17 protein-coding genes and 3 pseudogenes are annotated in these 24,232 nt (G+C 59.6%); 14 read left to right on the top strand and 6 right to left on the bottom strand.

The genetic code is table 11. The features are described 5' to 3' along the window. Nucleotides 1-115 precede the first annotated feature (115 nt). The 6 genes and pseudogenes from AC1DUP_RS31190 to AC1DUP_RS31165 all read left to right on the top strand — a co-directional run. Nucleotides 116-466 carry an SH3-like domain-containing protein gene (locus AC1DUP_RS31190; protein WP_477836637.1) on the top strand — a complete coding sequence of 117 codons (351 nt, stop codon included), beginning with the start codon at nucleotides 116-118 and terminating at the stop codon, nucleotides 464-466. Next, nucleotides 463-1,119: a nitrile hydratase subunit alpha gene (gene nthA / locus AC1DUP_RS31185; RefSeq protein ID WP_477836636.1), complete on the top strand. Its 657-nt coding sequence runs from the start codon at nucleotides 463-465 to the stop codon at nucleotides 1,117-1,119. The genes AC1DUP_RS31190 and nthA overlap by 4 nt, the downstream gene beginning before the upstream one ends. Then, the gene (locus tag AC1DUP_RS31180) at nucleotides 1,116-1,448 is read left to right on the top strand and encodes a nitrile hydratase (RefSeq protein WP_477836635.1); all 333 of its coding nucleotides are present in this window, start codon (nucleotides 1,116-1,118) and stop codon (nucleotides 1,446-1,448) included. The genes nthA and AC1DUP_RS31180 overlap by 4 nt, the downstream gene beginning before the upstream one ends. Next, nucleotides 1,430-2,128 (top strand): aquaporin, encoded by a 699-nt coding sequence (locus AC1DUP_RS31175; RefSeq protein ID WP_477836634.1) that lies wholly within the window; start codon nucleotides 1,430-1,432, stop codon nucleotides 2,126-2,128. Before AC1DUP_RS31180 ends, AC1DUP_RS31175 begins: the two co-directional genes overlap by 19 nt. A 68-nt stretch (nucleotides 2,129-2,196) precedes the next feature. Continuing rightward, entirely contained in the window at nucleotides 2,197-2,721 is a 525-nt protein-coding gene (locus AC1DUP_RS31170; RefSeq protein ID WP_477836633.1) for a cytochrome P460 family protein, read from the top strand. A gap of 98 nt (nucleotides 2,722-2,819) precedes the next feature. Further along, nucleotides 2,820-2,987 (top strand): annotated as a pseudogene (locus AC1DUP_RS31165) (SOS response-associated peptidase); the annotation flags it as partial. 606 nt (nucleotides 2,988-3,593) lie between these two features. Here the strand turns inward: AC1DUP_RS31165 and AC1DUP_RS31160 are convergent. Then, a complete protein-coding gene (locus AC1DUP_RS31160) occupies nucleotides 3,594-4,034 on the bottom strand; it encodes a YybH family protein (RefSeq protein ID WP_477836632.1) in 441 nt (146 codons plus the stop codon). Nucleotides 4,035-4,133: 99 nt separating this feature from the next. Beyond that, the gene (locus AC1DUP_RS31155) at nucleotides 4,134-4,682 is read right to left on the bottom strand and encodes a DUF599 family protein (protein ID WP_477836687.1); all 549 of its coding nucleotides are present in this window, start codon (nucleotides 4,680-4,682) and stop codon (nucleotides 4,134-4,136) included. Nucleotides 4,683-5,123: 441 nt separating this feature from the next. Here AC1DUP_RS31155 and AC1DUP_RS31150 point away from each other — a divergent pair. From AC1DUP_RS31150 to AC1DUP_RS31130, 5 genes and pseudogenes are all read left to right on the top strand, one after another. Next, a pseudogene (locus tag AC1DUP_RS31150) lies at nucleotides 5,124-5,348 on the top strand (glutathione S-transferase N-terminal domain-containing protein); the annotation flags it as partial. Between the two features lie 207 nt (nucleotides 5,349-5,555). Beyond that, the gene (locus AC1DUP_RS31145) at nucleotides 5,556-6,050 is read left to right on the top strand and encodes a GXWXG domain-containing protein (protein WP_477836686.1); all 495 of its coding nucleotides are present in this window, start codon (nucleotides 5,556-5,558) and stop codon (nucleotides 6,048-6,050) included. A gap of 4 nt (nucleotides 6,051-6,054) precedes the next feature. Beyond that, the gene (locus tag AC1DUP_RS31140; RefSeq protein WP_477836631.1) at nucleotides 6,055-6,417 is read left to right on the top strand and encodes a c-type cytochrome; all 363 of its coding nucleotides are present in this window, start codon (nucleotides 6,055-6,057) and stop codon (nucleotides 6,415-6,417) included. Further along, nucleotides 6,345-6,791 (top strand): SRPBCC family protein, encoded by a 447-nt coding sequence (locus AC1DUP_RS31135; protein WP_113309532.1) that lies wholly within the window; start codon nucleotides 6,345-6,347, stop codon nucleotides 6,789-6,791. Before AC1DUP_RS31140 ends, AC1DUP_RS31135 begins: the two co-directional genes overlap by 73 nt. A gap of 129 nt (nucleotides 6,792-6,920) precedes the next feature. Then, nucleotides 6,921-7,978: pseudogene (locus AC1DUP_RS31130) on the top strand (adenylate/guanylate cyclase domain-containing protein). Nucleotides 7,979-8,042: 64 nt separating this feature from the next. On the opposite strand, the gene AC1DUP_RS31125 reads toward AC1DUP_RS31130, so the two are convergent. From AC1DUP_RS31125 to AC1DUP_RS31115, 3 genes are all read right to left on the bottom strand, one after another. Next, on the bottom strand, nucleotides 8,043-16,538 hold the full coding sequence (locus AC1DUP_RS31125) for a glycoside hydrolase family 94 protein (protein WP_477836630.1): 8,496 nt from the start codon (nucleotides 16,536-16,538) through the stop codon (nucleotides 8,043-8,045). 341 nt (nucleotides 16,539-16,879) lie between these two features. Next, complete coding sequence (gene hmpA, locus AC1DUP_RS31120; protein ID WP_477836629.1) at nucleotides 16,880-18,094, bottom strand: NO-inducible flavohemoprotein; 1,215 nt, start codon at nucleotides 18,092-18,094, stop codon at nucleotides 16,880-16,882. Next, on the bottom strand, nucleotides 18,087-18,776 hold the full coding sequence (locus AC1DUP_RS31115) for a TehB-like domain-containing protein (RefSeq protein ID WP_477836628.1): 690 nt from the start codon (nucleotides 18,774-18,776) through the stop codon (nucleotides 18,087-18,089). Before AC1DUP_RS31115 ends, hmpA begins: the two co-directional genes overlap by 8 nt. Before the next feature lie 102 nt (nucleotides 18,777-18,878). Between AC1DUP_RS31115 and AC1DUP_RS31110 the strand changes: the two genes are divergently transcribed. Then, the gene (locus AC1DUP_RS31110; RefSeq protein ID WP_477836627.1) at nucleotides 18,879-19,298 is read left to right on the top strand and encodes an RrF2 family transcriptional regulator; all 420 of its coding nucleotides are present in this window, start codon (nucleotides 18,879-18,881) and stop codon (nucleotides 19,296-19,298) included. 29 nt (nucleotides 19,299-19,327) lie between these two features. Here AC1DUP_RS31110 and AC1DUP_RS31105 read toward each other — a convergent pair whose 3' ends face one another. Next, nucleotides 19,328-20,347, bottom strand: a complete 1,020-nt coding sequence (locus AC1DUP_RS31105) for a LacI family DNA-binding transcriptional regulator (protein WP_113296413.1) — start codon at nucleotides 20,345-20,347, stop codon at nucleotides 19,328-19,330. 141 nt (nucleotides 20,348-20,488) lie between these two features. On the opposite strand from AC1DUP_RS31105, the gene AC1DUP_RS31100 reads away from it, so the two are divergent. Further along, nucleotides 20,489-22,822, top strand: a complete 2,334-nt coding sequence (locus AC1DUP_RS31100) for a family 78 glycoside hydrolase catalytic domain (protein WP_477836626.1) — start codon at nucleotides 20,489-20,491, stop codon at nucleotides 22,820-22,822. Nucleotides 22,823-22,890: 68 nt separating this feature from the next. Next, nucleotides 22,891-24,171 (top strand): ABC transporter substrate-binding protein, encoded by a 1,281-nt coding sequence (locus tag AC1DUP_RS31095; RefSeq protein ID WP_477836625.1) that lies wholly within the window; start codon nucleotides 22,891-22,893, stop codon nucleotides 24,169-24,171. Nucleotides 24,172-24,232: the final 61 nt, after the last annotated feature.

Genomic DNA, 24,232 nt, shown 5'->3' with positions numbered 1-24,232 from the left:
AAGCGTACGATTTCGCACGAGGGTGCCTCTGCTCCCGTCCCCGTGTAATCGCACAATTTCGAAAGATGAAATGCCGTCCACGGCCCTAGTGTTCGCAGACATCAGGGAGGATCGGATGAAGTCCGCTCGAACACCAGTCGGCAAGATCTCTGGCGTCGTGCCTGCGTGGGGACAGGTCGCCGTCTTTACGGTGGGCCAGCGCGTCAAGGTATTGACGCGTGCGCCCGTGGGACATTATCGGGTGCCCACGTACCTTCGCGGCAAGACCGCAGTCGTCGAAGCAGTGATGGAACCGATGGCGGTCAACAACGAAGAAGAGGGTTTCGGCCGCGACGCAGGCGCCGCCCGGCACTACTACCGCATCGCGGTGCCGATGACTGAAATCTGGAACGCCTACGCAGGATCGCCGAGCGACAACCTGCGCATCGAGGTCTTCGAAACCTGGCTGGAGGGGGTAGAGCCATGAGCGAGCACGAACACCACGACCACACCCATGATCACGATCATTCTCCGATCGTCGCAACTGACGCACCAGGCTACTACGACGTGATGGAGACGGCTTTCCAGGAACTCATGATCGAAAAGGGTTACTTCACAGCCGACGAGATCAGAAGGCAGATCGAAGTCCTCGACTCCAGGAACCCCGCTCTCGGTGCCCAGGTGGTGGCGAAAGCGTGGATGGATCCAGAGTTCAGAGCACGCCTGCTGGAGAACGGCCGGAAAGCCTGCGAGGAGCTGGGCATCAGCTTCTACGACGAAACCCAACTGATCGTGCTGGAGAACACCCCGAAGGTTCACAACCTCATCGTCTGCACGCTGTGTTCCTGCTATCCGCGCCCCGTCCTCGGACTGCCGCCGGACTGGTATAAGCTGAAGCCATATCGGGCGCGCGCCGTGTACGAGCCGCGCAAGGTACTAAAAGAGTTCGGCACCTTCGTCCCCGACAACGTCGAAATCAGGGTGAGCGACTCCACTGCCGTCCAGCGATATCTCGTGCTGCCCATGCGCCCGTCAGGAACCGAGGCTTTCACCGAGGAACAGCTTGCTGACCTCGTCACCCGGGACGCGATGATCGGTGTCATTCAGATCAAGTCGCCAGCAAAGGGAGTGGATTCATGAGTGGCAGCGAACAACTGCTGAAGAGGCTGCCAAACGATATCGGCGGGCTGGAAGCTCCGAAGATCGAAAAAGTGGAGCACGAACTCCTTCCATGGGAAAAGCGCTGCCACGCGCTGGCCGACGTGCTCGACTTCCACAAGATCATCAACACAGAAGAGAAGCGGCGCGGCGTCGAGTCCCTTGGCTCGGAGATGGTCGGAAAGTTGACCTACTACGAGCGCTGGATCGCCGCCTTTGCGAACATCGCGTTCCAGAAGCAGTTGATTACGCCGGAAGAGCTGGCTCTAAGAATGGCGGAGGTGGAAGCGCGATGGAGAGCCGACACCTAAGAGCTGTCCGGAGATCGTTGTGTTTCTTCGAGGACGACAGCACGGTATCCGTCCTCCGGCGATCGGYAGCAGAGGGAATTGGAACATTCCTTCTGATGGTCGCGGTCGTTGGATCCGGACTTCAGAAGGGAAGCTCCGTCATGTCGTCTTCCATCGCGATATCGGGGAGTCTGATAGCTCTGATATTGGCGTTCGGTGCAGTCTCGGGCGGCCACTTCAATCCGACGATTACGCTCGTCGAATGGAGGAGGAACCAACGGCGTCTCGACTGCACTGTCGGGTATGTCACCGCGCAGATCCTTGGAAGCGTTGCGGGCGCCTTGGCTTCAGGGCTGCTGTTCGGCGTGACACCCGGCAGCGCTACGTTCGATCCACCGAGCCTGTCCTCTTTGGCAAGCGAAGGGATCGCGAGCATCGGCCTGATGACGATCGTCTTCTGCTCCACGAAGAGCACAAGCAAATTCATCGGACCGTTTGCGGTTGGACTGTGGCTGATGGCCGCGATTGTTTCCACGCCTACAGGATCCATCGCCAATCCCGCAGTAGCGATCGGCCTGCTTGCGGCTCCGGGCAACATTTCAGTGTTTGCTGTAGTCACCTTCATTGTGATTCAGGTCGCAAGCGGAAGCTTGGCTGCCCAGATGGTGTCGTTGTTCTACCCGAACCCACGGCGACTGTGAGTCAGTCATTTCCAGCGCTCGGGTTCAACGGCTTGGTCGCAATAGCTCTCTCAAGGAAGAAGACCTCAATGCCCAAGAGATACGCTTTTCGATCCCTTGTTTCCGGCTGCATCGTTTGCTGCGTGGGTGTGGCTGCCGCCGGCGACGCCGCGGAGAACGTGTCTCCAATCTACGGTGTCAGTCTCCCTGATGAATACCGCGATTGGAAGATGATAACGGTGGCCCATGAAGCAGGGAAGAACAATGACATCCGTGGTATCCTGGGAAATGACATTGCTGCGAAGGCGTTTCGCGAAGGCACGCGGCCCTTTCCTGACGGATCAGTGATCGTTCGCCTGGCGTACGTCTACAAATCGTCGCCCGAAAACGACGCGGTGTTCCCTGCGCCGCAATCGTTCGTTGCCGGAGATCCCACCAACGTCCAGATAAGCGTGAAGGACTCGAAGAGGTTCGCCGATAGCGGCGGCTGGGGCTACGCGCAGTTCGAGAATGGCATCGCTAATCAAAATGAAGGACTATTGAAGTCCTGTTTTGCATGCCACACTAAGCTTGATCGTTCGAAGGACTTCGTGTTCAGCCACTACTCTCCGTGACCGATGGCCAAGTTTTACTTTCACATCCAAACGCAGGAAAGCTTCGATCCGACTACGAAGGTTTCGACATCTGGACGGAAGACGGGACCGCCGAGGCGCTCATGACGAAGGAGGAGACGGATATCTGGATGAATGCGCCGTGGGAAGAGGCGCAGCATCTCGCGCGCCCGGCGCAGGACGATGCAATCATGATCACTTCACGAGAAGCATACGGATCCAGCATCGTCTCAAAAGAGGGCGAACCCGTTCAGACGAGCTTGCTTTAGGCCTCAGTAGCATATGCAGGGCGACCCTTGTGGCCCCTGTTCTTCGAAGCTCAACTCTCCTTGGGTTATCATGGTCCAGTATTATCGCCGCTGCCTAGGGTCGCTCTTGGGCATGCAGGCAGCGCTGGACCAACCAGCAGCATCCATTCCCGATAGGAGGTACGGGCGGCAAGATGGTCGCAGTATTCTTTGTAGCGCTAATAGCCGTCGGACTCGTCGCCTTCGTCGTCAGCAGGATGCTTGGTTTGGACCTGAAGCTCCCTTAAAGCAACCGATATACCAACGCCATACGGGCTCACAGCGTCCAGCCCTGCGGACCGTTGCCTTCTGCCCGCGCCGGCACCAACTCCCGCCGGATAGTAAATGCTTGACGGTCGACCGCATGACCATTGCCATCGTCGTCAATGCGGGCGGCGGCAGCGTGCTTCCGCTTGGTTAGATCACCGAGGCGCAGTTCGATGACACCCTGGCGGCGGAACGCGCGCTGACGCTGGACGGAACGTCGCGGACAGCAACGGGATGCTCGTGGCAGAGCTTCCGTTCAGATCCTGCCTGACGCTCCAGTGAAGCGAGTTACAGTAGGTCCAAGCTTCGGCTCGAACCCGATCACGGCCTCAGATCGAGCATCGCCTTCCCGCTGCCGTCCATAGCAAATGGAACGGAAGCGTGCTGGTGAGCGACCAGCCACCGTCCATCCTTCTTCACGAGACCCAGGGTCTGACGAAACCAGAGATCGACCAGCGTGCCGTCTGTCTTTGTCCCCGTCATGTTGACGAGACCGCTCCAGAATGCCACATCCGCGCCAATCGTGAGCTTCGCATCCTGCACGTCACCGCCGATAGGGCCGTTCCACGTATCGAACCATTCCTGCAGTCCGGCCTCGTCCTTGCCATGGTAGACGAGCGGCGGCGCAAGCGAGAATTCCACGGAGTCGTCCGTGTCGAACGACAACGCCTCCTTCGCGCGCTTCTCGCCGATGGCTGTCGCGCGCATCATCAGCATGGCGACGATGGCGTCTTCTTCAGTGTTGGGGGCTTGCATTGTCATGTCCAGTCTCCTTCCACTTTCACGGAGGACGAACGGAGGTAGCGACATCCTACATCTCGAAGGAAAAATTCGGACTGCCAACCCGACACGCGGTGCCATTCAATCCAGCAGCTTGCGGATCGCCATAATCCCTTTGGCGGTGTCGGACCACGATTGGCGCCAAATCAGCAGGCCGACACCAAGTACCGTCGCCACAACGAATGGGACCGGGCCAAGAAACCAGAAGGCGGCCGCCACGGTGAAATAGTAGGAGCGGACCCCGACACTGAAAGAGCGGAGTGCTGGATTGAGAACCATTGTGAGAGCATCCGTCCACGCCGCGATATCGCGCTCCTCTTGCCGGGATGGACTGGCGCCGATTGCGGCCAGACAATAGTTGAGCTGACGCACAGCCCAGATGAAGTCCGACAACCCTCTCAGAAGYGTCGCGATGACCAGAAGCACCTTGGTCTGGAAGAGCCAGGCGGGATCCTTGGCCGCGAACGTCGCAATCAGGCCGCTACCATCCCCGTAGTTCGGTTCCATGAACAACGCGCCGCTCAAACCCACGACAACGATCAAGTTGGCGGAGCCAAAGAACGACGCCGAGTTGATCGTGTGGCCGAGGATGGCCAATACCCAGTTTCCGTTTTCAGTGGAAACTAAAATTTTCGGCTTTTAGCCTCTAACTTGATTACTTCGACGCACGAGCTGACAGGTTGCCAGCCAACCGCGGGCTGCGTCGAGAATGCCAAATTGTCATACTTATTTTGCGTCGCGAAAAGTTTGGCGCAAGCGCCGTCAGTCAGACTGAATTCGTTGAAATGTGATTATTGATCCAGTCTATATTGAAGCCATGACGGCTTTTTTCATTACTATCAGCCGTCCAGTACCTGCTGGACGGCTATTCCAACCTTAGTCGACTTGGATTAGCCTTTCAAAGAACTGTAACAAAGCCATGTAATCTCTTGATTTTATTATGATGGACGAGGCCCACAATAGCTTGCCGAGCAAGCGCAGGTAACCAGGTTTGTTATCGCCGGCATATGTTTGCTGCTACAACTTGACGTAACGTTCGATGCCCGTGACCCAATTGGATTGGAGCAGATCATGAGTGTCCTTCGAGTTCTTGGCAGGCAATCGTCCATCAATGTTCGGAAGCTTCTTTGGACCTGCGAAGAGATCGGCATGGATTACCTGCAGGAGGATTGGGGGACAGGGGTTGCTTCCACCCGGACGCCGGAATTTCGCGCGCTCAACTCGAATGGCCTGGTGCCGGTTATCGAAAGCGATGATGGCATCTTGTGGGAATCCAACACGATCTGCCGTTATCTCGCGTCCTGGCATGGTAGCGACGATCTCCTGGCGGCCTCCCCGTGGAGGCGGGCGCCGCCAGATAAGAGCAGATATCCAGCATCGAATTTGAAGGTTTCGCTCAGAGACATCCAATCAGGTCTCGGAATCTTCGTTGGCAATCGCTACTTCTTTCCTGATGTGATTGTGGGAAAAGGTGAGCCCGTGCAAGCGGACCTGCAGAAAGATATGACGGTCTGGTTCCGGTCGCTGGCGCCCGTCAAACCCGTCGAGATGGTTGGGTTATGGCGAGGCGTCGGCATTCCATCGGGGCATCCGCTCGATGGAGTCCTCGAAAACCTGCGATGGTTCGGCAAACGTTTTCATCCCGACATGCGGGCCGACGCGCTACTCTTTCAGTGGCATCCGGGACGGCTCGTGGCCATGGACCCGCGCTTCGCCCCGATCAGGCTCGCGATCAAGCTGGCACCATTCGGACGGACCGCCCTCGCCCGGACCATGTTTTCGTCTTTTCAGAAGGCGCTCCGCGCGCGAGGCACGACAGCCGCGCTGGAGGTTCGGGCATTCGAGCAGATCGCAAGCGCCGCAATGGTCTACAACGAGCAGCCGATCGTCGACCACTTCAGACGGGTGGACGAAAATACGCTGGCTGGGATGATGTGCTTGCGCGACGACGAAAAGCGGTTCTTTTTCAAGCTCACGAAGATGGACGCGCAAGGTTAGCGCGATGTTGAGGACAATCGCATGGGCAATCGCGGCAGCTTCAGTTACGGGCAACTGTTTCGCGGCGGATGCGGATCGTGGTGCGAGAATTTTCCGGGCCTGTTCTTCATGTCACACTATCGATGACACCAGAAGTACATTCGGCCCGTCTCTGAAGGGTGTCGTGGGACGGCGGGCAGCTATCAAAGACGACTATGCCTACTCTCCCGCGCTGAAGACAGCCGGCCAAGACGGGCTTGTGTGGAGCGAGCATGAACTTGCAGAATTTCTGGCAAGTCCGAGCAGAAAAATCCGATGCAAGAGGCCCTCGTCGTCCGCCGCGAAACGCATCTTTCTGCACCGCCTGCTGCAGTGTTCGCCCTGCTGACCGATCCGGAAAAGATCCTCCGCTGGATGGGAACAGAGGCGGAGATCGAGCCGCAGCCTGGAGGGCTCTACCTCGTCAACGTCACTGGTGCACGTTTCGCTCGCGGCTCTTTTCGCGAAGTGGTTCCGGTTCATCGTCTGGCTTACAGCTTCGGCTGGGATGGTAGCGAGGTGGTGCCGCCGGGCTCCAGCCTGGTGGAGATCGATCTGATCGAACAGCCTGATGGAACGCTCCTGCGTCTGACGCACACTGGTCTGCCCAATGTCGAGCAATGCGCCGGCCATGCCGAGGGTTGGGCTCACTACCTTGGCCGGCTGAGCACCGTGGCGGCCGGACGCGATCCGGGACCCGATGCTTTTCATGGCAGGAAATGACCAAGCTTCTCATTTGAAAGACAAGCTGAATTCATGCGGAGGGCGATGTCTTGCCGTATAAAAAACGGGCCGGCGTGCTGCAACAGCTACCCGGCTGACATCAGGTGAGCGCTATGGCATGATCGAGGAATGGATTTGCCCGCCCACCTTGCCTGGCTGATCGATGAGGCTAGCGGCTCGTCCGGCCCCGAACACTTCATAGCCGAGCTTGGCCCCAGTTGCTTGCCGACGGTCTGCCCCTTGTGGGCGGCGCCCTCACTCTTGCCGTTCCGCATTCGATCATTGCGCGCCGCACCTGGTTGTGGCGGGCAGAAACCGGCGCCGTCATCGAGGCGCTCGATTTTGCCGGCAGCCCACTCAACAAGGCTGCGGGCGACTGGCTTGCCGGACTTGGGCCAATACATGAAGGAAGGATCGGCCGAGACTCCGACAGCCCGATATTGGGCTGGGCCGGATCCCGTTTGTTCGATCCGACCGAGGCGGATCGGTTGAACCAGGCCGCGCGCTATGCGGCGGCACCCCTGGCAGCTCTGACCGCACGAACGGCGCTGACAACCCTGCTGGAGGCCTATCTCGGTCGACGAAGCGCCGCACAGGTGCAGGCCGGCGCGCTCGGCCGCAGCAGTGGCGAAACCATCCGCGCCGCTTTGCTCTGCGCTGATCTACGCGATTTCACAGCCCTCTCTGAAGCAACGGAACCCTCCCTCATGATCGCCAACCTTGATGCCTGGTTCGATCGGATTGCAGGCGCAGTCCACGCTTTCGGGGGCGAGGTGCTGAAGTTCATAGGTGACGGTGTCCTGGCAATCTTTCCCGTTACCGGCACGCCTGGTGAGGCCTGCGAAGCGTCGTTACGCGCCGTCGCGGCCGCCCGTGCCGGCATGGCCCATCTTGATACCTCGCGCCAAGCGCAAGGCCTGTCACCACTTCCGTTCGGCGTGGCGCTGCATTTCGGCGAGATGCTCTGGGGCAATGTCGGTGCGGCCGACCGACTGGATTTCACCGCCATCGGCCCCGCCGTCAATCTGGTGAGCCGGCTGGAGGGGTTGTGCAAGTCCCTCGGCCACCGTGTGCTGATATCAGGCGCGCTCGCTGCGGAGATCCCCACGCAACTGATCCCCTTGGGTGAGCACCGGTTGCGCGGGATTGCCGAACCCTGCGCTGTCTTCACTCTGCCAACGGATTGAACGGCGCGGTCGCGCGCAATCGCCGGGGGGCAGTGACACCAGTCAATCTGCCCCCGCAGCGTTATCATTTGGCTTCCAGCAGATATCCCTCATTCAGATCATCAAGCGCGGTGCCGTTGATCGTCACGGAGCAGCGATCCGCGTCCACCTTCGAAACGGAAACCTGATATTTTCCACTAGGCAGATTGAGCTCGGCGGAGAAGCCGTCCCATCCGGGCGGCAAGGCCGGCTTGACCTGCAGCCGGCCATTCTCCGAGCGTATGCCGAGGATGCCCTCGATTGCCACACGGTAGAGCCAGCCGGCCGAGCCAGTATACCAGCTCCAGCCGCCGCGGCCCTTGAGGGCGCCTTCACCATAGACGTCGCCGGCGATCACATAAGGCTCGATCCGATAAACATCCGCAGACGATTTATCGAGCGAATGATTGATCGGGTTCAGCATCTCGAAGGCACGCCATGCGTCTTCGGCGCGGCCCATGCGGGCGAGAGCAAGGACCGCCCAGGTGGCAGCATGGGTGTATTGGCCGCCGTTTTCGCGCACGCCGGGCGGGTAGGCTTTGATGACCCCGGGGTCGTTGACAGGCTTGACGAAGGGCGGTGTCAGCAGACGAATGAACTTGCCTTCTTCATCGACGAGCTTGTCGAGCACAGCCTTCATCGCCATTTCGCTGCGCTCGGGGTTCCCCTCGCCTGACAGCACGCTCCAGGACTGGGCGATCGAGTCGATCTTGTCCTCTTCCGACTGGCTGGAGCCGAGCGGCGCGCCGTTGTCGTAATAGCCGCGACGATAATATTCACCGTCCCAGCCGGCCGTTTCGATTGCGGCCTTGAGCTTTTCCAGATGCGCCGTCCAGAGGCCGACACGCTGGGTATCACCACGGGTTTCGGCATAGGAGATGAACTGGCGTAGCGCACCAGCCAGGAACCATCCGAGCCAGACGCTCTCCCCGCGGCCGGCCATGCCGACGCGGTCCATCTTATCGCACCAGTCACCGCTCATCATCAGCGGCAGGCCATTGACGCCGGTGCGCTTGATCGCGAGATCGAGGCCAAGAGCGGCATGCTCGTAGAGCGATGCGGTCTCATCCGAAACGCGCGGCTGAAGGAAGGCGTCGTACTGGCCGGGGCTAAGCTGCGCGCCTTCAACGAAGGGCAGCATCTCGTCCATGATCGCGCTATCGCCGGTCGCCGAGCAATACTGATCGACCGCATAAGCGAGCCAGACCGGATCGTCGGAGATGTTCGTGCGAACGCCGGCGCCGCTGTCTGCCAGCCACCAGTGCTGAAAGTCTCCTTCCGGAAACTGGCGACGGCTTGTATTGAGGATCTGCTTGCGAGCAATGTCCGGCGAGTGCAGCAGGAAAGCCAGCGAATCCTGCAGCTGGTCGCGCAGGTTCCAGGCGCCGCTCGACTGGTAGAAGGCGGTGCGGGCCATGATGCGGCAGCTATAGGTCTGATAAGGCAGCCAGCTGTTGACCATGAAGTCGAGCCGCTGGTCCGGCGTCGAAACGCGCGTCTTGCCGGTGAAGCTCTTCCAGAAATTGCGGGTCTGGCTGAGAACGTCTTCAAAGCTCACGGAACGGATTTCGGCAATCAGCGCTGCCGCTTCCTCCTGTGAGGCAGCATCACCCATATAGAAGCAGATATCGCGCACTTCGCCTGGCTGGATCGTCAGATCGAACGCCATGGCGGCTGCCGGATCCCCGTCGAGATCAATGGCGTTGGAGAGCCGCGAGCCCGCCGAGACGGTGCGTGGCTGCTGGATCGTTCCGTGGCGACCGATGAATTCGCGGCGGCTGGTAGAAACGCTCGATGGCGTTTCGCTTGCCGCAAATGCCGCGACACGCGTCCCGAAGCTTACGCTGAACGGATTGCTCGCGAAGACCGACCCACTCGCGCTGTCGAAGCTGGAGATGATGAACGGTTTGCTCTTCGTCGGGTTGTTGCCGAGGATCCATTCCGCGTAGCCATAAAGGCGCAGCTTGCGTGCCTCGCCCGCATCGTTGCGGATGCGCAGCTGCGTCAGCTTGACCGACTTCTCCATATGCAGGGTCTGCGTGACCTCCAGGGCGATTTCGTCCTGAACCGTCGAGAAAACCGAGTAGCCAAGGCCATGGCGGGCTTCGAAGCGCGTGTCGGACCGCTGTGCGAGCGACGCATAGGGTACGATGACAGAGCCACGGTCGAGATCCCTCAGATAGAAGGCCTCGCCCGGTCTGTTGGCGACCATATCGTTCGTCCATGGGGTAAGCTGATGGTCGCGGGAGTTCTGGCTCCAGGTGAAGGCGGCACCTTCCGCCGAGACATGGAAGCCGAAGCTGTCATTGGCCATGATGTTGACCCACGGATGCGGCGTCTGCTCGCCGCCCGACAGGCGTACGACATATTCGCTGCCATCGGCTGCAAAGCCTCCATAGCCGTTCCAGAACGCAAGATCGCTGCCGTCAGCCGGTTCTGGCGAGGCTACGCCGCGGAGCGTCCTCGGCACGAGGGTGGAATCACCCCACTGACCGAGCAGTGCGGGCGAACCGGCAACGGAGCGGGCCCGCTGCAACTGGTCGATGAGGCTGCCGTCGCGCCCGCGCAGAACGACGCGCGAGGCGGCGATGATGGCGTCATAGGCTTCGGGCGTCGTCAGATCCTTGCGCAGCACATAGATGTTGCGCTGGATACCGGCGATTTCGCTGGCGTGACGCGCCGCATCGCAGAGCTGGTCGATCGTGCGCTGCATCTCAGAGGCCGCCTCGCCGGCGCGCTCGTTGAAGATAACGAGATCGACTTCGACGCCGCGCGACTGCAGGAGACCCTGTGCCCGCAGCAACTCCTTGACGAGGTCGGTACCGAGCTCATCAGTGATGCGCAGCGTCATCAGCGGCGCATCGCCGGACAGGGTCGCGCCCCAAAGCACGGACTGGGACTTCAGGCCTTCGCGAACCGCCTTGCTGTCGGCACGCAGAGCCATATCGGGATAGATGATATAGCGCGCAAACCGCTGGTAGGCTGCTGCTTCCTTCGAGTTGACGCCGATCTGGCGCAGCTGGCTCTGTGTTCTCGTCCAGGCTTGAACGAGGCCCTGGGCAAAGCTTTCCGGCTGGCGATAGTGTTCCAGCGCCGCCTCAAGTTCAGAGCGTTCAGCAGCCGCAACGGTCCAGAAAGTCACGCTGACTTTTTCACCGGCCGGCACGCGTAGCGTACGGCGCAACGACACGCAGGCATCCATGGTGAAGCCGTCGGTGCCTGACAGCTTGGCGTCCGCGTCGAAGGCGGCAGCTTCGGTCAGGGTGCGCCCACGGCCGAGGAAGCGCATGCGGTCGGTTTCGTATTGCGTCTGGCCGTTCTCACCAGACGTATCGACGATGAGCTGCGCGATGGCGACATCGGGATCGGTCAGGCCGCGCTTCTGGCGTTCCACGAAGATTGCGTCACCGGCAGCGGCAATCTCCGTCTTCAGGAACATACGGGCAAAGACCGGGTGTCCTGTATCGACGATATCGAGTGTCGCGACCGGCTCCATATAGGAGGTCACTTCAATGACGCGGTCTTCTGTGCCAGTATTGGTGATCGTCAGGCGGCGGCCTTCCGCATCGTGATCGCTGGCGACGAAGACTTCCATCTCGCTTGTCAACTCGCCGACGGTCTTGATGAATTCCGCCTTGTCGTCGCTGAAGCTGACGCGGACATGCTCGTTGGCAATCGAGCGCGGCTCGGCCGTCGCAGACCACCATTCGTTGGATTCTGTATCCCGCAGGAAGATGAAGGAGCCCCAGCGGTCTTCGGTCGGGTCAGCCCGCCACCGGTTGACGGAGAGGTTTTTCCAGCGGCTGTAGCCAGAGCCGGTCGCCGTCAGCATGGTCGAATAACGGCCGTTGGACAGCAGCAGCAATTCGCGCTCGCGCGATGCCGGATCTTCCAGGCGTCGCACTTCCGGACGCATGAGATCGCCCTGGATGGTCGCCGGCGCATCGGTTTCGTGCTTGGCCGCCATAACTGGAATGTCACGAGGCGCCTTTTCCTGCAGCAGCAATTCGGCTGCCTCGATCACAGGATCGGCGTGGAAGAGTTCGCGCAGCATGCCGTCGAAGGCGACGTTGGCGACGGCAGCGATCGACATGCCGTGATGGTGCGCATAGTAGTTGTAGACCACGGAGCACTGCTTGCCTTCGGGCACACGGCTCGGCGTGAAATCGACGGCATCATGGAAACCGTACATGCCGAGCGCACCAAGGGTCCGCAGCCTGTTGAGGTTTTCGAGGGCGGCGACCGGGTTGTATTGGCTTGCCAGCAACGAGGCATAGGGTGCGATGACGGCGTTCTGGCCGAGGCCACGCTTCAGGCCGAGCGTCGGGACGCCGAAATTGCTGTACAGATAGTTCATCTGGTGGTCGCGGGCGTTGAAGGCCGCTTCCGAAATGCCCCAGGGCGTGCCGAGGCTGCGGGCATAGTTCATCTGCTCGAGAACGATCAGATTATTGGTCTGGTTGAGGATGCCTCCGCTGCGCTCCTGCATGACGAGTGGCGGCATCAGATATTCGAACATCGAACCGGACCAGGAAACCAGAGCGCCGCGCGGACCGACCGGGACGACATGACGGCCGAGCTTGTACCAATGCTCTGTCGGCAGGTCGCCCTTGGCGACGGAAAACAGGCTGGTCAGACGTGCCTCCGAGGCAAGCAGGTCATAGCACGCCGCATCGACTTCTTCCGTCTCCACGCGGAAGCCGATCGACAGCAGCCGGCGCTCGGGGCGGTAGAGGAAGCCGAAGTCCATGTCGAAAGCGATTTCGCGGGCGCGACTGCCGACGCGGATCAGCCTCTCGCTGATGGCATCCACCTGCGAGGGATCGAAGGCCTTGTCGGTCAGGTGAAGCTCGCAGGTTTCCACGAGCTTTTCGGCCCAGTGGACGATCTCGTCACTTTGCGCTGTCTTCACCTCTCGGTCGAGGCTGCCGGCAAGTTCGCGGATTTCCCGAGCCTGTCCGGCAAATCGCTCAATCAGGCCCGAGGAGAATTCTTTCTCCCGCTTGCCTGTGGCAACCGCCGTCTCGAGATCGGCGATCCGGCCATCAAGCCGATCGTGGAGAGAGCGGACCGATTTATTCTCTTCCCTGAGATCACCGAGCACCTCGCGAAGAATGGCCGCGACATCGCCGATGCCATCGAGGTCGGTGTGAACCTGTGTAAGGGGAGACTGGGCCCAGATCCGGCATGCCGACGATACGGCGATCAGATGACCGGCAAAATTGCCGCTGTCGACTGATGACACATATCGGCGGCCGAGCGGCTTCAGCGTATCGGTGTGGTACCAGTTGAAGAGATGGCCGCGATACTTCTCGAGCCTGTCGACTGTCTCGATCGTCTGCTCGATGCGCTTGATCGCATCTTCGAAGGAAATCCAGCCGAAACGGCGTGCCGAAATCACCGACAGCAGATAGACGCCGATATTGGTCGGCGAGGTGCGCATGGCGACAACGGCATGCGGCGTCTGCTGGACATTGTCAGGCGGCAAGTAGTGCTGGCCGGGAACCACGAAGTGATCGAAATAGCGCCAGGTGCGCCTTGCGATCTTTCGAAGCTCGTTGCGGACATTGTCAGGCACATCGAGCCGGTCTTCGGTTTCTGCCGTCTGGCTGACCGTCCAGGCGATGGCCGGCGACAGGACCCAGAGGATGACGAAGGGAAGGCCGACCACCCAAGCGCTGTCGCCTGAGGAAATGGTAAAGAGCAGCGCCAGAATGGCCAGCACCGGTGCCCGCCACATGACCTTGTAATGACCGAGGATCGTCGTCTGCGCCATAGCCTGCGCACTTGCGGCAGTGCGCCACTGCAGCATCAACTTGCGGCTGACGAAGAGGCGGTAGAGCGAGCGGATGATGGCGTCGGCCATGACGCAGGCAGTGTCGGCGATGAAGACGATGCGCATCGCCACCTGGGCGTTGGCATTCTCGATATCTTTCCAGACGGTATGCAGATGGGCCTGAAGAATGATGTCACTCGTGCGCGGGATGATGCCGTTGATCAGCGACAAGGTCGGCGCGACGAACAGGCTGAAGATCAGCAGGATCTGCCAGATGAGTGCGCCGAGCGGGTCCATCCAGTACCAGCCCATCACGGATGCCAGGAACCAGGCGATCGGCGTCAGCGACCGGCGTAGATTGTCGAACATCTTCCAGCCGCCGAGCGCAGTGACGCCGCGGCGGTCATCAAAGATGTAGGGCAGAAGCTGCCAGTCGCCCCGCGCCCAGCGATGCTGACGCGAGACTTCCACTTCGTAGCGGATCGGAAAGTCCTCGACGAGCTCGCAGTCCGTTACCAGTGCGCAGCGCGCCATCGAACCTTCGAGCAGGTCATGGCTGAGAACCGAGTTTTCCTTAATTCGGCCCTTGAGCGACGCTTCGAAGGCATCGACGTGATAGAGACCTTTGCCGGTGAAGGTGCCTTCGCCGGTGATGTCCTGATAGACGTCGGAGACGGCAAAAACATAGGGGTCGAGGCCGCGATTGACAGAGAAGACGCGCTGGAAGGTCGAAGCATCCTTGCCTGTCGTGAGCGACGGCGTCACGCGGGGCTGAAGCACGCCATAGCCATCGACGACGCGTTTCTTCTCGGCGTCGAATACCGGGCGATTGATCGGATGATGCAGTTTGCCGACAAGCTTGGTCACGGTATCACGGACGACCCGCGTGTCGCTGTCAAGCGTCATGACATATTTCACATCCTGCGGCACGCGATCGGCACCGGGCAGGAAGCTCGTGTTCGGTGCGCCGCGCAACAGCATGTTGAGCTCGTGCAGCTTGCCGCGCTTGCGCTCCCAGCCCATCCAGGCGCCTTCGCCTGGATTATATTGACGGCGACGATGCAGCAGATAGAAGCGCTGCTTGCCCTCCTCGGCATAACGGGCCTCCAGATTGGCAATCTTGCTCAGCGCATAGTCGAGCACTTCGAGATCGCGGTCGCTCTGCTCCTCCTGCGCGTCCGGCCAGTCGCTCAAAAGCGCGTAATAAATTTCGCCGCGGGCATTGGCGAGATAATGGACCTCGAGATTGCGGACGAGTTCATCGACATGCTCGCGCTTGCCGATCAGGCAGGGGATGGTGACAAGCGTGCGAGCGTCTGCCGGCAGGCCCTTCTTGAATTCGTAACCGACAAGACGATCGGGCGTGATGAAGAAGGTAGCGAAGAAGTTGAAGAGACCGGTCGCGCCTTCGGATGCCGGAAGCGCAAACATCAGCAGCAGAACGATCATCGCAAAAAGCGGCATGCCGGCATCGACGAAAATCGCATCGGTGATGACCAGCGCCAGCAGCGTCAGGAGCAGAACCGGCACGGCGATCGCCAGCCAGTTCAGCTTGCGGATCGCGCGCATGAAGCGCAGGCCAAGCGTTGGCCGGAAACCGATCTCGGCCTCCAGCGCCCGTCGCCCGTTGCCGACGAAATAATAGCCGACATTGCCCGCCGAAGAGGAGGGATCCTGGCTTTCTGCTTTCGCGCGATCGGCCAGACGCACGGCCGCCTCGGCAATATCCATTTCCGTCTTGTCGGAGCGCTTGGCAAGCTTCTCGATCTGGCGGCGATAGCTGTTGCGGGATCCGGAATCAAGCTCGGCATAATCCGTCTGCTGCCAGAGCAACTTGTCGATCGTGCTGACTTCTTCGACCCATTCGGACCAGTCGGTATCGTTGATCTCGCGCAGGCTCTTGATGATGCTGCCCATCAGCGTGTTGGCCGCGCCAAGACGCACCTGCTCGGCCGACATCACCGCTTCGGCATCGGTCCCCTTTGCCGCGAGTTTCGCCTCGAGCCAGCTGAGCGCAGCTTCGGTTGGCTCCAGCGCGTTGCGCAGGCGATAATGTAGCTGGGTGACGAAGGTCGTATCGTCGAGATTGGCGACAAGGGTCTCCAGGAAGCCGGCGGACCCTGCATCACCGAGCGCTATCGCCTGGGTCGCGGCTGCATTGGCGCTGGTGCGCATTTCACGACTCTTGTCGACGCGCGTCGCAACATGGCGAAGATTGTCGATCAGCACGTAGCGGACGAGCGAGGGCAGCGCCCAGAGTTCGCCGATGCGCAGCGTCTCCTTGTCCTGGAAACCTTCCGTGACCGCCGCCATGCCGGCATTGCTGATATTGCTATGCGCATGCGCCATGTAGAGCCAGGCGAGCGCTAGCGTGCGCGGCACTTCCGTTCCGTCGAGCTTGATCTTGCGCAATTCGCGATAGAATTTTTTCGGGAAGTCACGGCGGACTTCCTGGATGGCTTCCTCGACGATGTAGTGGTTGTCGAGCAGCCATTCGGTCGCCGGCGTGATGCTTTCTCCCGCATCGACATCCTTTGCAGCAGCGCGATAGACCCTCAGAATCTCGCCTTCGTTCTCCCGGTGCCGCTGGAAGAAATCGAAATTCTTGAAACTCGTCACATCAAGCGCGCGGCTTTCCGCAAACTGCGCCGCCTTTACCCTCAGCTGATCATTCGACAGGAGAGCGGCGCGGATGCCGAAATCGGGATCAGCGGCGGTTGCATGAACATTCGCGCCCGAAGCGCCCGTAATATTTTGAGAGGACATAGCGTTTTCTCTTCTACTGGGTTCGTGTCCGGCCGATGCATTCTTGCGGAACTGGATGCGAGAAGGGGCACGAGCGTTTCGAATTGGGCTTTTTCATTGCTTTTGAGCGGGAGTTTACATTCAAAATTGGATTGTTCGAAATGGCGGATAGTGGTCAATAGCGGCGGCAAAATGAACGGGCGATTAATCGAACCATTGTCCGGATAAAATCAGTCCCTTACCGCTATGCCGACGCTTCCATCGCCGTCTCTGAAAATGCAATCGACCAGGCGGTGCCATGGTGGCTCCGCCTGGTCGATTATCTGTTCGTGCTGTGGATTCAGACTATCCGCCGGACGCTTTCAGGCCGCCAGCAATTCATCCGCCGGCCCGAAGAATTCATAATGGATTCGGTCACTGGAAACGCCAAGCGTGCGCAGATCACTGACCACTGACCGCAAGAATGGTTTCGGGCCGCAAATATAGAAATTTGCCGTTTCGATCGGCGTGTTTGCTTCCAACCACCCGCCGGTGATGAAGCCATCCTCGTCATGAGAAAAGCCGGCAACATCTCTGGCGGCGGGCTCGCTGTAGAAGGTGCTTACCGATACCCGGCCGTGCCGCTGGGCAAGCGAACGGACATGCTTGTCCATCGCATGCGTCGAGCTGTTCATTGCTCCGTGAACGAAATGGGCTTCGACGTCAGGATAATCGGCTGCGATTGCTTCCAGCATGCTGACCATCGGCGTGAGGCCTACGCCGCCTGAAAGCAGAATCATTTCGCTGGTCGGCTCTTCAGGCAGGTAGAAGTCTCCGGCGGGCGGTGTGACCTTCAACACCGTTCCGACCTCGACGTGATCGTGCAGATAGCGCGAGGCGCCCTTGCCGTTCTCTTCCCGCTTGACCGAGATGCGATAGAAGTCCTGATTTGGTCCGGACGAGATCGAATAGTTCCGCTTCATCTGGCTGCCATCGGGCAGGCTGAGATCGAAGGTCAGATACTGGCCGGCTCGATGAAGCGCAACGCCTTTGCCGTCGACCGGACGCAAGACGAACGATGTCACCACATCGCTTTCCTTGATTTTTTCGTCAACCCTGAATTCGCGCCAGCCGTTCCAGCCCCCTGCCCGCATTTCAAGCTCGGCTCGTATCTGTTCCTCTCTTTCGATCAGGGTGTCGGCAAGGTACCAGTAGGCTTCTCCCCAGGCATTGATCAGTTCCTCGGATACCGCCTCACCCAATACCTCGCGGATTGCCGCCAGCAGCGATCTGGCGACGTGAGGATAATGTTCGGAGAGGATATGAAAACCGATGTGCTTATGCGCGATCCTTTCGATGACGGGCAAAAGAGGCGCGAGGTTATCGATGTTCTGGGCATAACCGACGATTGCCGCCGCCAGCGCGTGAACCTGTGAGCCGTTCTCACCGTGATTGGCCTGATTGAAGAGCGCCTTGATATGCTCGTCTTTGAAGAGCAGCCCGTACATCGTCTTCGTTATGTCACTCGCATGAACGGCAACCGCCGGAGCGCTCTGCTTCACCAGTTCGATGGTGCGTGCCGAAAGTGGTTTAGGCATGTTCTTTCCTTTCAATGCTATGAACGTGGAGAGGATCGCGATCGAAGAATTCGATCTGAAATTGAACCGGGCCATGGAGCTCAAGGTGATGCTCCACTTCCGGCAGGACCCGGCCGATGCGATCGGGATTTAATGGGCTCACCGTCTGCCCTGTCACCAGGCGCATGCTGCCCGTCAAAACGCGGATGAGTGCCCAGGCGCCGGATTTGACCCGATGGCTTTCGAGAAGTGCCGTTGGCACAGTGGTTTCGTCGAAGATCTTTGTCGTCTTGTATGGCTTCAGCGCCGGCGGTGCAGGCTTTTCGGCCCGCAACTCAAGCATCTCCCCGGTCAGCGCCAGGTTCAGCCGCGAGGCTATCCGCCCTGCCTTGATCTGCATTTCCCGCGAGACCGCGAGCGGCAGCATCTCGTCCGTCGTCTCGCGCCATATCGCAAGCCAGCGTTCGAACATTGCGGGCTCTATCTTGTCGGCATGGATGAGGTGGATCGCGACAGGATTGCCCTTGTATTTGCCAGATGTCAGCATCAGCGAAGACCAGAATTCTGTCAGTCGCTGCAAATGCTCCGGCCAATCCGCCACCACGACGAAAATCGGACCAAGCAGCGAATCGCCCCGGACTTTCTCGTAAAACCGTTCCAGCACCGGCAGAATCTGGCTTTCTTCCAACTTGGTCGCGTCCATCGCGCCACTCCATAATCATGCATCTGGAATGCATGTATACGCAGCCAGTAAAAGATGCTATCAAAATGCATCATTTATTTTGGGCGTTTTGACGCAGGTGCCATGAAGCTCACCCGGTATACGGACTATGCGATCCGCGTGCTGATCTACCTCGGATCACACGAGGAAGAAATCCGTTCCATCAAGGAGGTCGCCGACGCCTATGAAATCTCCCAGAACCATTTGATGAAGGTAGTTCAGGATCTGGCGAAAGCCGGTTTTGTGGAATCGATCCGGGGCAGAAATGGCGGAATCCGACTGGGCCGCCCGGCAACTTCCATCAATCTCGGTCGTCTGCTCAGACATACTGAGGGCCTGGACGAGATTCTCGAATGCTCTTCCTGTTCCATCAGGGCCGGATGCGGCATGCCGTCAGTTTTGAGAGAGGCGACGGCCGCTTTCGTCGGTGTCTTCGATCGGTACAGCGTCGCCGATATCATAGAACGGAAAGACGTGCTGAGAACGCTCTTTGCCGCCGCATAGGCCGCGGCCTGCCAAAAGGCCGTCAGCTCTCAGGTGCTTCCGCGCATCTTGACATGCGGCTCGATCAGCAGATGACGAGCCTCTCCGCGGCCATCAATCCTGCCGAGCAGCGTCTCCGCCGCCGTTCTTCCAAGTGCAGCGGCGTTCTGGTCCACGCTGGTCAGACCGACGAGCGGTATGGCCGCCACCGGCGAATTGTCGTAGCCGATGATGGCAAGATCTTCCGGAACCCTTACGCCGCTCATGCGCGCGGCATTGATAAGCGGTACGGCATCGAGATCGGACCAGACGAAGACCGCGCGGGGTCGGTCCTTCAAGGCCAGAAAATCATTGATTGCTGCCCCACGGTCAGCACCTACCGATGGCAGCCGGATGATGCGGCCTTCCAAGCCCGCCGCCTTCATTCCGTCTAGATAGCCCTTCTCGCGCTGAACGGCGACGATGGTCGGCGGCGAATCGGCAAGCTCGTAGCCGAGCATTGCGATGTCCCTGTAGCCGCACTGCAAGGCGGTCTCGACCGCCAGACAGGCGCCTCCATGGTCATCGGAATTGACGGTGTCGTAAGTCTGGGCATGCGGCTCGTGATGGGCGATCACCACGATCGGAATTTGTCGCGCATAGAGCTCAAGGATCTTGCCCGGTATTCGCGGGGCGATGATCAACACGCCATCCATGCGGTTATCGATCATCGATTCGATCATCGATGCCTCGATCGAGCTCGCGGAACGGCCGATCCCGATCAGCGCCTTGAAGCTGCTCTCGGCCAAGGTCGCATTGGCTTCCTCGATGACACCCGCAAGGAATGGGTTCGACAATTCGATGACCAGCACACCGACCGTTTGGGTGCGGCCGCGCATGGCGCGAGCAGCGACAGAGGGCCGGTAATTGAGCTTCTCGATTGAGGTCTCGACCTTTGTCCGCAAGATTTCGCTGACACCGTAGGCGTTACGAAGAACCTTCGATACCGCAGCGACGGAGACGCCGGCATCTTGTGCCACGTCACGGATCGTTATCCTGTCTCTTGTCGCGTTAACGGACTGATTTTTCATTCCAAATTGCCTCACTCTCAAGTGTCGTTAAATTATAGGCACAAAACCTCTTGCGCAGCAATCGATAGTGTAGAATGATATACATAGAACGATACACACGGAGCAACCGCTGGAGGAATTGGCGGTTGAGGGAGGTTCTAAATGAAGACTGTTTCGGCCCACGGCATCGCCGGGGAAGATGGCCTTACCGGTTCTGCTTTCCAATTTACGGCATCGATGATCGGCCCCTCCTGTGACGGCGGCCAGGCAAGCGCAGGCACGTTCGTGTCGCGCGAATTCGCGCTCGATGCCGTTCCAGCCGAAGCAACGCTGCGCATCTCGGCACTCGGCCTCTACCGCGCCTTTATCAATGGCAAGCGCGTTGGCAGCGACCTCCTGACGCCGGGCTGGACCTGCTATGATGACCGGATCGCCTATCAGACCTATGACGTGGCGAAGCTCCTCCAGTCCGGTAACAATCGTATCGAAATCTGGCTGGGTGACGGCTGGTATCGCAGCCAGCTCATGTGGGCTTCCAATCCGATCATCAATTGCTGGGGCGACCGGACGGCCGCGATCGCAGAATTGCGCTCCGGCGGCGAAACACTCCTGAAGACGGATGACAGCTGGAAGAGCGGCTTCACCCCCGTTGTCCGCAACGGGATCTATTATGGCGAAGATTATGACGCCCGCATCCGCCCGCAGGACAGCGACGGCGTCGATGTCCTCTCCTTTGACAAGGCTTTGCTGGTTCCGCATGAGACCGGCGCGGTCAAGGAACTGAACGAACGCTCCCCCATCGATAGCTGGACGGAAGCCGATGGCCGAACTGTCTATGATTTTGGGCAGAACGCAGGCGCTTATGTAAGACTGCGCCTCAAGGGCGCTGCCGGTGCGCAGGTGCGCGTCGAGCATTCCGAAATGCTCGGCCCCGCTCGCTTCTTCGACAACCGCAATTATCGCAGCGCGCGTGCCGAGCTGATCTATACGCTGTCTGGACAGGCCGAAGAGGAATATGCACCGCTCTTCACCTTCATGGGCTTCCGCTATGCGCGCATTACCGTGACCGGCCAGGCCGCGCTGCTCGCCATCACGATGGTGCCGGTGACGTCGGTGCCAACAAGTGCCGGCGGCTTCACGTCCGGTGTTGCCGCTGTCAATCAGCTCGTCGACAATACCATCTGGTCGCAGCGCTCCAACTTCATCGAAGTACCGACAGATTGCCCGCAACGCGATGAGCGCCTCGGCTGGGCAGGCGACGCCCAGGTCTTTGCCGGAACGGCTTGCTGGCTTGCCGACAGCGAAACCTTCCTCAAGAAGTACCTTCGCGACGTGATCCATGACCAGCGTGCCGATGGTGCAGTCCCGCATTTTTCGCCTGATCCGACACGATTGCACCCGATCGACGGGCGCGGCGATTGGGCAGGCTCAACTGGCTGGGGTGATGCGATCACCATCATTCCTTGGCAGCTTTACCTGCATTACGGCGACAGCGCCGTATTGGTAGAATGCTTCCCCGCAATGCTGCGTTGGCTCGATTACCTCTGGAGCATCTCCGATGGACCGATCATCCGTCCACCGGCTGTCTGGGGCGCGCACGGCTTCACCTTCGGCGACTGGCTGCAACCGGTCGGGGACAACAGGAAACCGCGCCCGACCGTAGCAGACGATTGCGCCGCCACCCTGTATCATTTCATCTCCACCCAGCTGACGGCAAAGATCGCGCGCATTCTGGGTGAGAGTGTCGAAGCGACAAGGCTCGACAAGCGCGCTGATGAAATCAAGGCGGCGTTCAAGCACGAATTCTTCTCGCCCTCGGGCCGTATTGCCCATAACGACCAGACGTCCTGGTCTTTGGCGTTTCTCTACGGCCTCGTCCCGCCGGAGTATGAACCGGCTGCCCGCGACTATTTCCGCAGGGTCGCGGAAGAGACAGACGGCGTTATCGGCACAGGTTTCATCGGCACCCCTGCCCTACTGCCGGCGCTGACCCGGCTCGGCATGCTGGACCTTGCCGAAAAGATGTTCCTGAACCGGAAGGTTCCCGGATGGCTGTATCAGGTCGAGCGCGGCGCGACGTCGATCTGGGAACGATGGGATGCGCTTGCCGAGGATGGCACGATCTACGATCCCGATATGAACAGCTACAACCACTATGCCTATGGCGCCGTATGCCAATGGCTCTTCGAAGATGTTGCCGGGATCAAACCGCTGGAAGACAGGCCCGGCTTTGAGGACGTCGCCTTCGATCCTGCGATCCTGCCTGCTCTCTCGCCGGTTTCGGCCTGGCACGACACGCGCTATGGTCGTATCGAGGCTGGATGGACTCTGGAGGAGGGAACCGTCACATGCCGCCTCGTACTGCCACAGGGCGTGACGGCACGTCTGCAGGGCAGAGGCGACCGCAAGTCGCTGACGGCAGACGGCGCCCGGATCGAGCAAGGTGAGGAGACCAGGCTCGGTGCGGGAGAACATACGATTACATTTTTCATCTGATGCGTTTGCCCGCGGATTTCGATCCGCGGGCAAACAGCCCAACGCATTCCGGTCTTCAAGAGGAGGAAATGACTATGCGAATGACGAAGTGCAGCATCCTTGCAGCCAGCATCATGGCTCTTGCCGCTGGAGTGGCACATGCGGATGTGACCCTCAGCGTGCTGATCGATACCAATCTGGAGACGATTGCCTCGTTCGATGCCGTTTCCAAAGCCTATATGGAAAAGCATCCGGACGTCACCTTTGACGTTGAACAGCGCGCCGGAGGCTCGGAGGGCGACAACATCATCAAGACCCGGCTCGCCACGGGCGAAATGGCCGATATCTTCCTGTATAACGGCGGCTCGCTTTTCCAGGCCTTGAAGCCGGAGGAGACGATCGCAGATCTTTCCGACCTTCCGTCAGAAGCCGGCATTCTCGAGAGCTTCAAGAAGGTCGTCACCAGCCCGGATGGCCGTGTTCGCGGCCTGCCTTTCGGTCCTGCCATGGGCGGTGGCATCCTCTACAACAGGAAGATCTACGCTGATCTCGGCCTCACCCCGCCAAAGACCTGGGCGGAATTCATGAGCAACAACGAGAAGATCAAGGCAGCCGGCAAGGTTGCCGTGGCGCAGACCTACGGCACGACCTGGACCTCTCAGCTCTTCGTGCTGGCCGACTTCTATAACGTTCAGGCCGAGGTGCCGAACTTCGCCGACGACTATACTGCCAACAAGGTCAAATATGCCAATACGCCGGCAGCGCTCCGTGGCTTCGAACATCTTGAGGAAGTTGCGAAGGGCGGGTACTTCAATGCGGACTTCGGTGCGGCGACCTTTGACGACGGCATGCGCATGGTCGCCACGGGCGAAGCCGCGCACTATCCGAACCTCACCTTCGGCATCGGTAACATCCAGCAGAATTTTCCTGATAACCTCAAGGATCTGGGCTTTTTTGCCCAACCTGGAACGGACGCTGCCAAGAACGGCCTGACCGTTTGGATGCCCTCTGCGCTCTATGCTTCAGCAAAGTCCGAAAACCTGGAAGAGGCCAAGAAATTCCTCGATTTCGTCGGCTCCAAGGAAGCGTGCGACCTGATGGCAAAGGCCGTTCCGTCAGGTCCCTATCTCGTCAAGGGATGCGAACTGCCGAAGGACATTCCGCCTGTTGTTTCTGACATGCTGCCCTATTTCGAAACCGAAGGCCGCAACGGTCCGGCGCTCGAATTTCTCTCACCCGTCAAGGGACCGGCACTTGAGCAGATCACTGTCGAGGTCGGAACCGGCATACGTTCGGCCAAGGACGCAGCCGCCCTTTACGACCAGGATGTCGAGAAGCAGGCCAAGCAGCTTGGCCTGCCGAACTGGTAACCTCCCAGTCGATCCCCCACCCAGCCTTATCGGCTCGGGTGGGGACGCTTCACGGTGTCCG

The organism is Rhizobium sp. 01L419 (assembly GCF_056400025.1).
This window is presented reverse-complemented; position numbering and strand designations above follow the sequence as displayed.

Bases quoted from the DNA above. Each gene is read 5' to 3' on its own strand.
- AC1DUP_RS31190 (WP_477836637.1), top strand. From the start codon at position 116: ATGAAGTCCGCTCGAACACCAGTCGGCAAGATCTCTGGCGTCGTGCCT.
- nthA (WP_477836636.1), top strand. From the start codon at position 463: ATGAGCGAGCACGAACACCACGACCACACCCATGATCACGATCATTCT.
- AC1DUP_RS31180 (WP_477836635.1), top strand. From the start codon at position 1,116: ATGAGTGGCAGCGAACAACTGCTGAAGAGGCTGCCAAACGATATCGGC.
- AC1DUP_RS31170 (WP_477836633.1), top strand. From the start codon at position 2,197: ATGCCCAAGAGATACGCTTTTCGATCCCTTGTTTCCGGCTGCATCGTT.
- AC1DUP_RS31160 (WP_477836632.1), bottom strand. From the start codon at position 4,034: ATGACAATGCAAGCCCCCAACACTGAAGAAGACGCCATCGTCGCCATG.
- AC1DUP_RS31145 (WP_477836686.1), top strand. From the start codon at position 5,556: ATGACGGTCTGGTTCCGGTCGCTGGCGCCCGTCAAACCCGTCGAGATG.
- AC1DUP_RS31140 (WP_477836631.1), top strand. From the start codon at position 6,055: ATGTTGAGGACAATCGCATGGGCAATCGCGGCAGCTTCAGTTACGGGC.
- AC1DUP_RS31135 (WP_113309532.1), top strand. From the start codon at position 6,345: ATGCAAGAGGCCCTCGTCGTCCGCCGCGAAACGCATCTTTCTGCACCG.
- AC1DUP_RS31125 (WP_477836630.1), bottom strand. From the start codon at position 16,538: ATGTCCTCTCAAAATATTACGGGCGCTTCGGGCGCGAATGTTCATGCA.
- hmpA (WP_477836629.1), bottom strand. From the start codon at position 18,094: ATGCCTAAACCACTTTCGGCACGCACCATCGAACTGGTGAAGCAGAGC.
- AC1DUP_RS31115 (WP_477836628.1), bottom strand. From the start codon at position 18,776: ATGGACGCGACCAAGTTGGAAGAAAGCCAGATTCTGCCGGTGCTGGAA.
- AC1DUP_RS31110 (WP_477836627.1), top strand. From the start codon at position 18,879: ATGAAGCTCACCCGGTATACGGACTATGCGATCCGCGTGCTGATCTAC.
- AC1DUP_RS31105 (WP_113296413.1), bottom strand. From the start codon at position 20,347: ATGAAAAATCAGTCCGTTAACGCGACAAGAGACAGGATAACGATCCGT.
- AC1DUP_RS31100 (WP_477836626.1), top strand. From the start codon at position 20,489: ATGAAGACTGTTTCGGCCCACGGCATCGCCGGGGAAGATGGCCTTACC.
- AC1DUP_RS31095 (WP_477836625.1), top strand. From the start codon at position 22,891: ATGACTATGCGAATGACGAAGTGCAGCATCCTTGCAGCCAGCATCATG.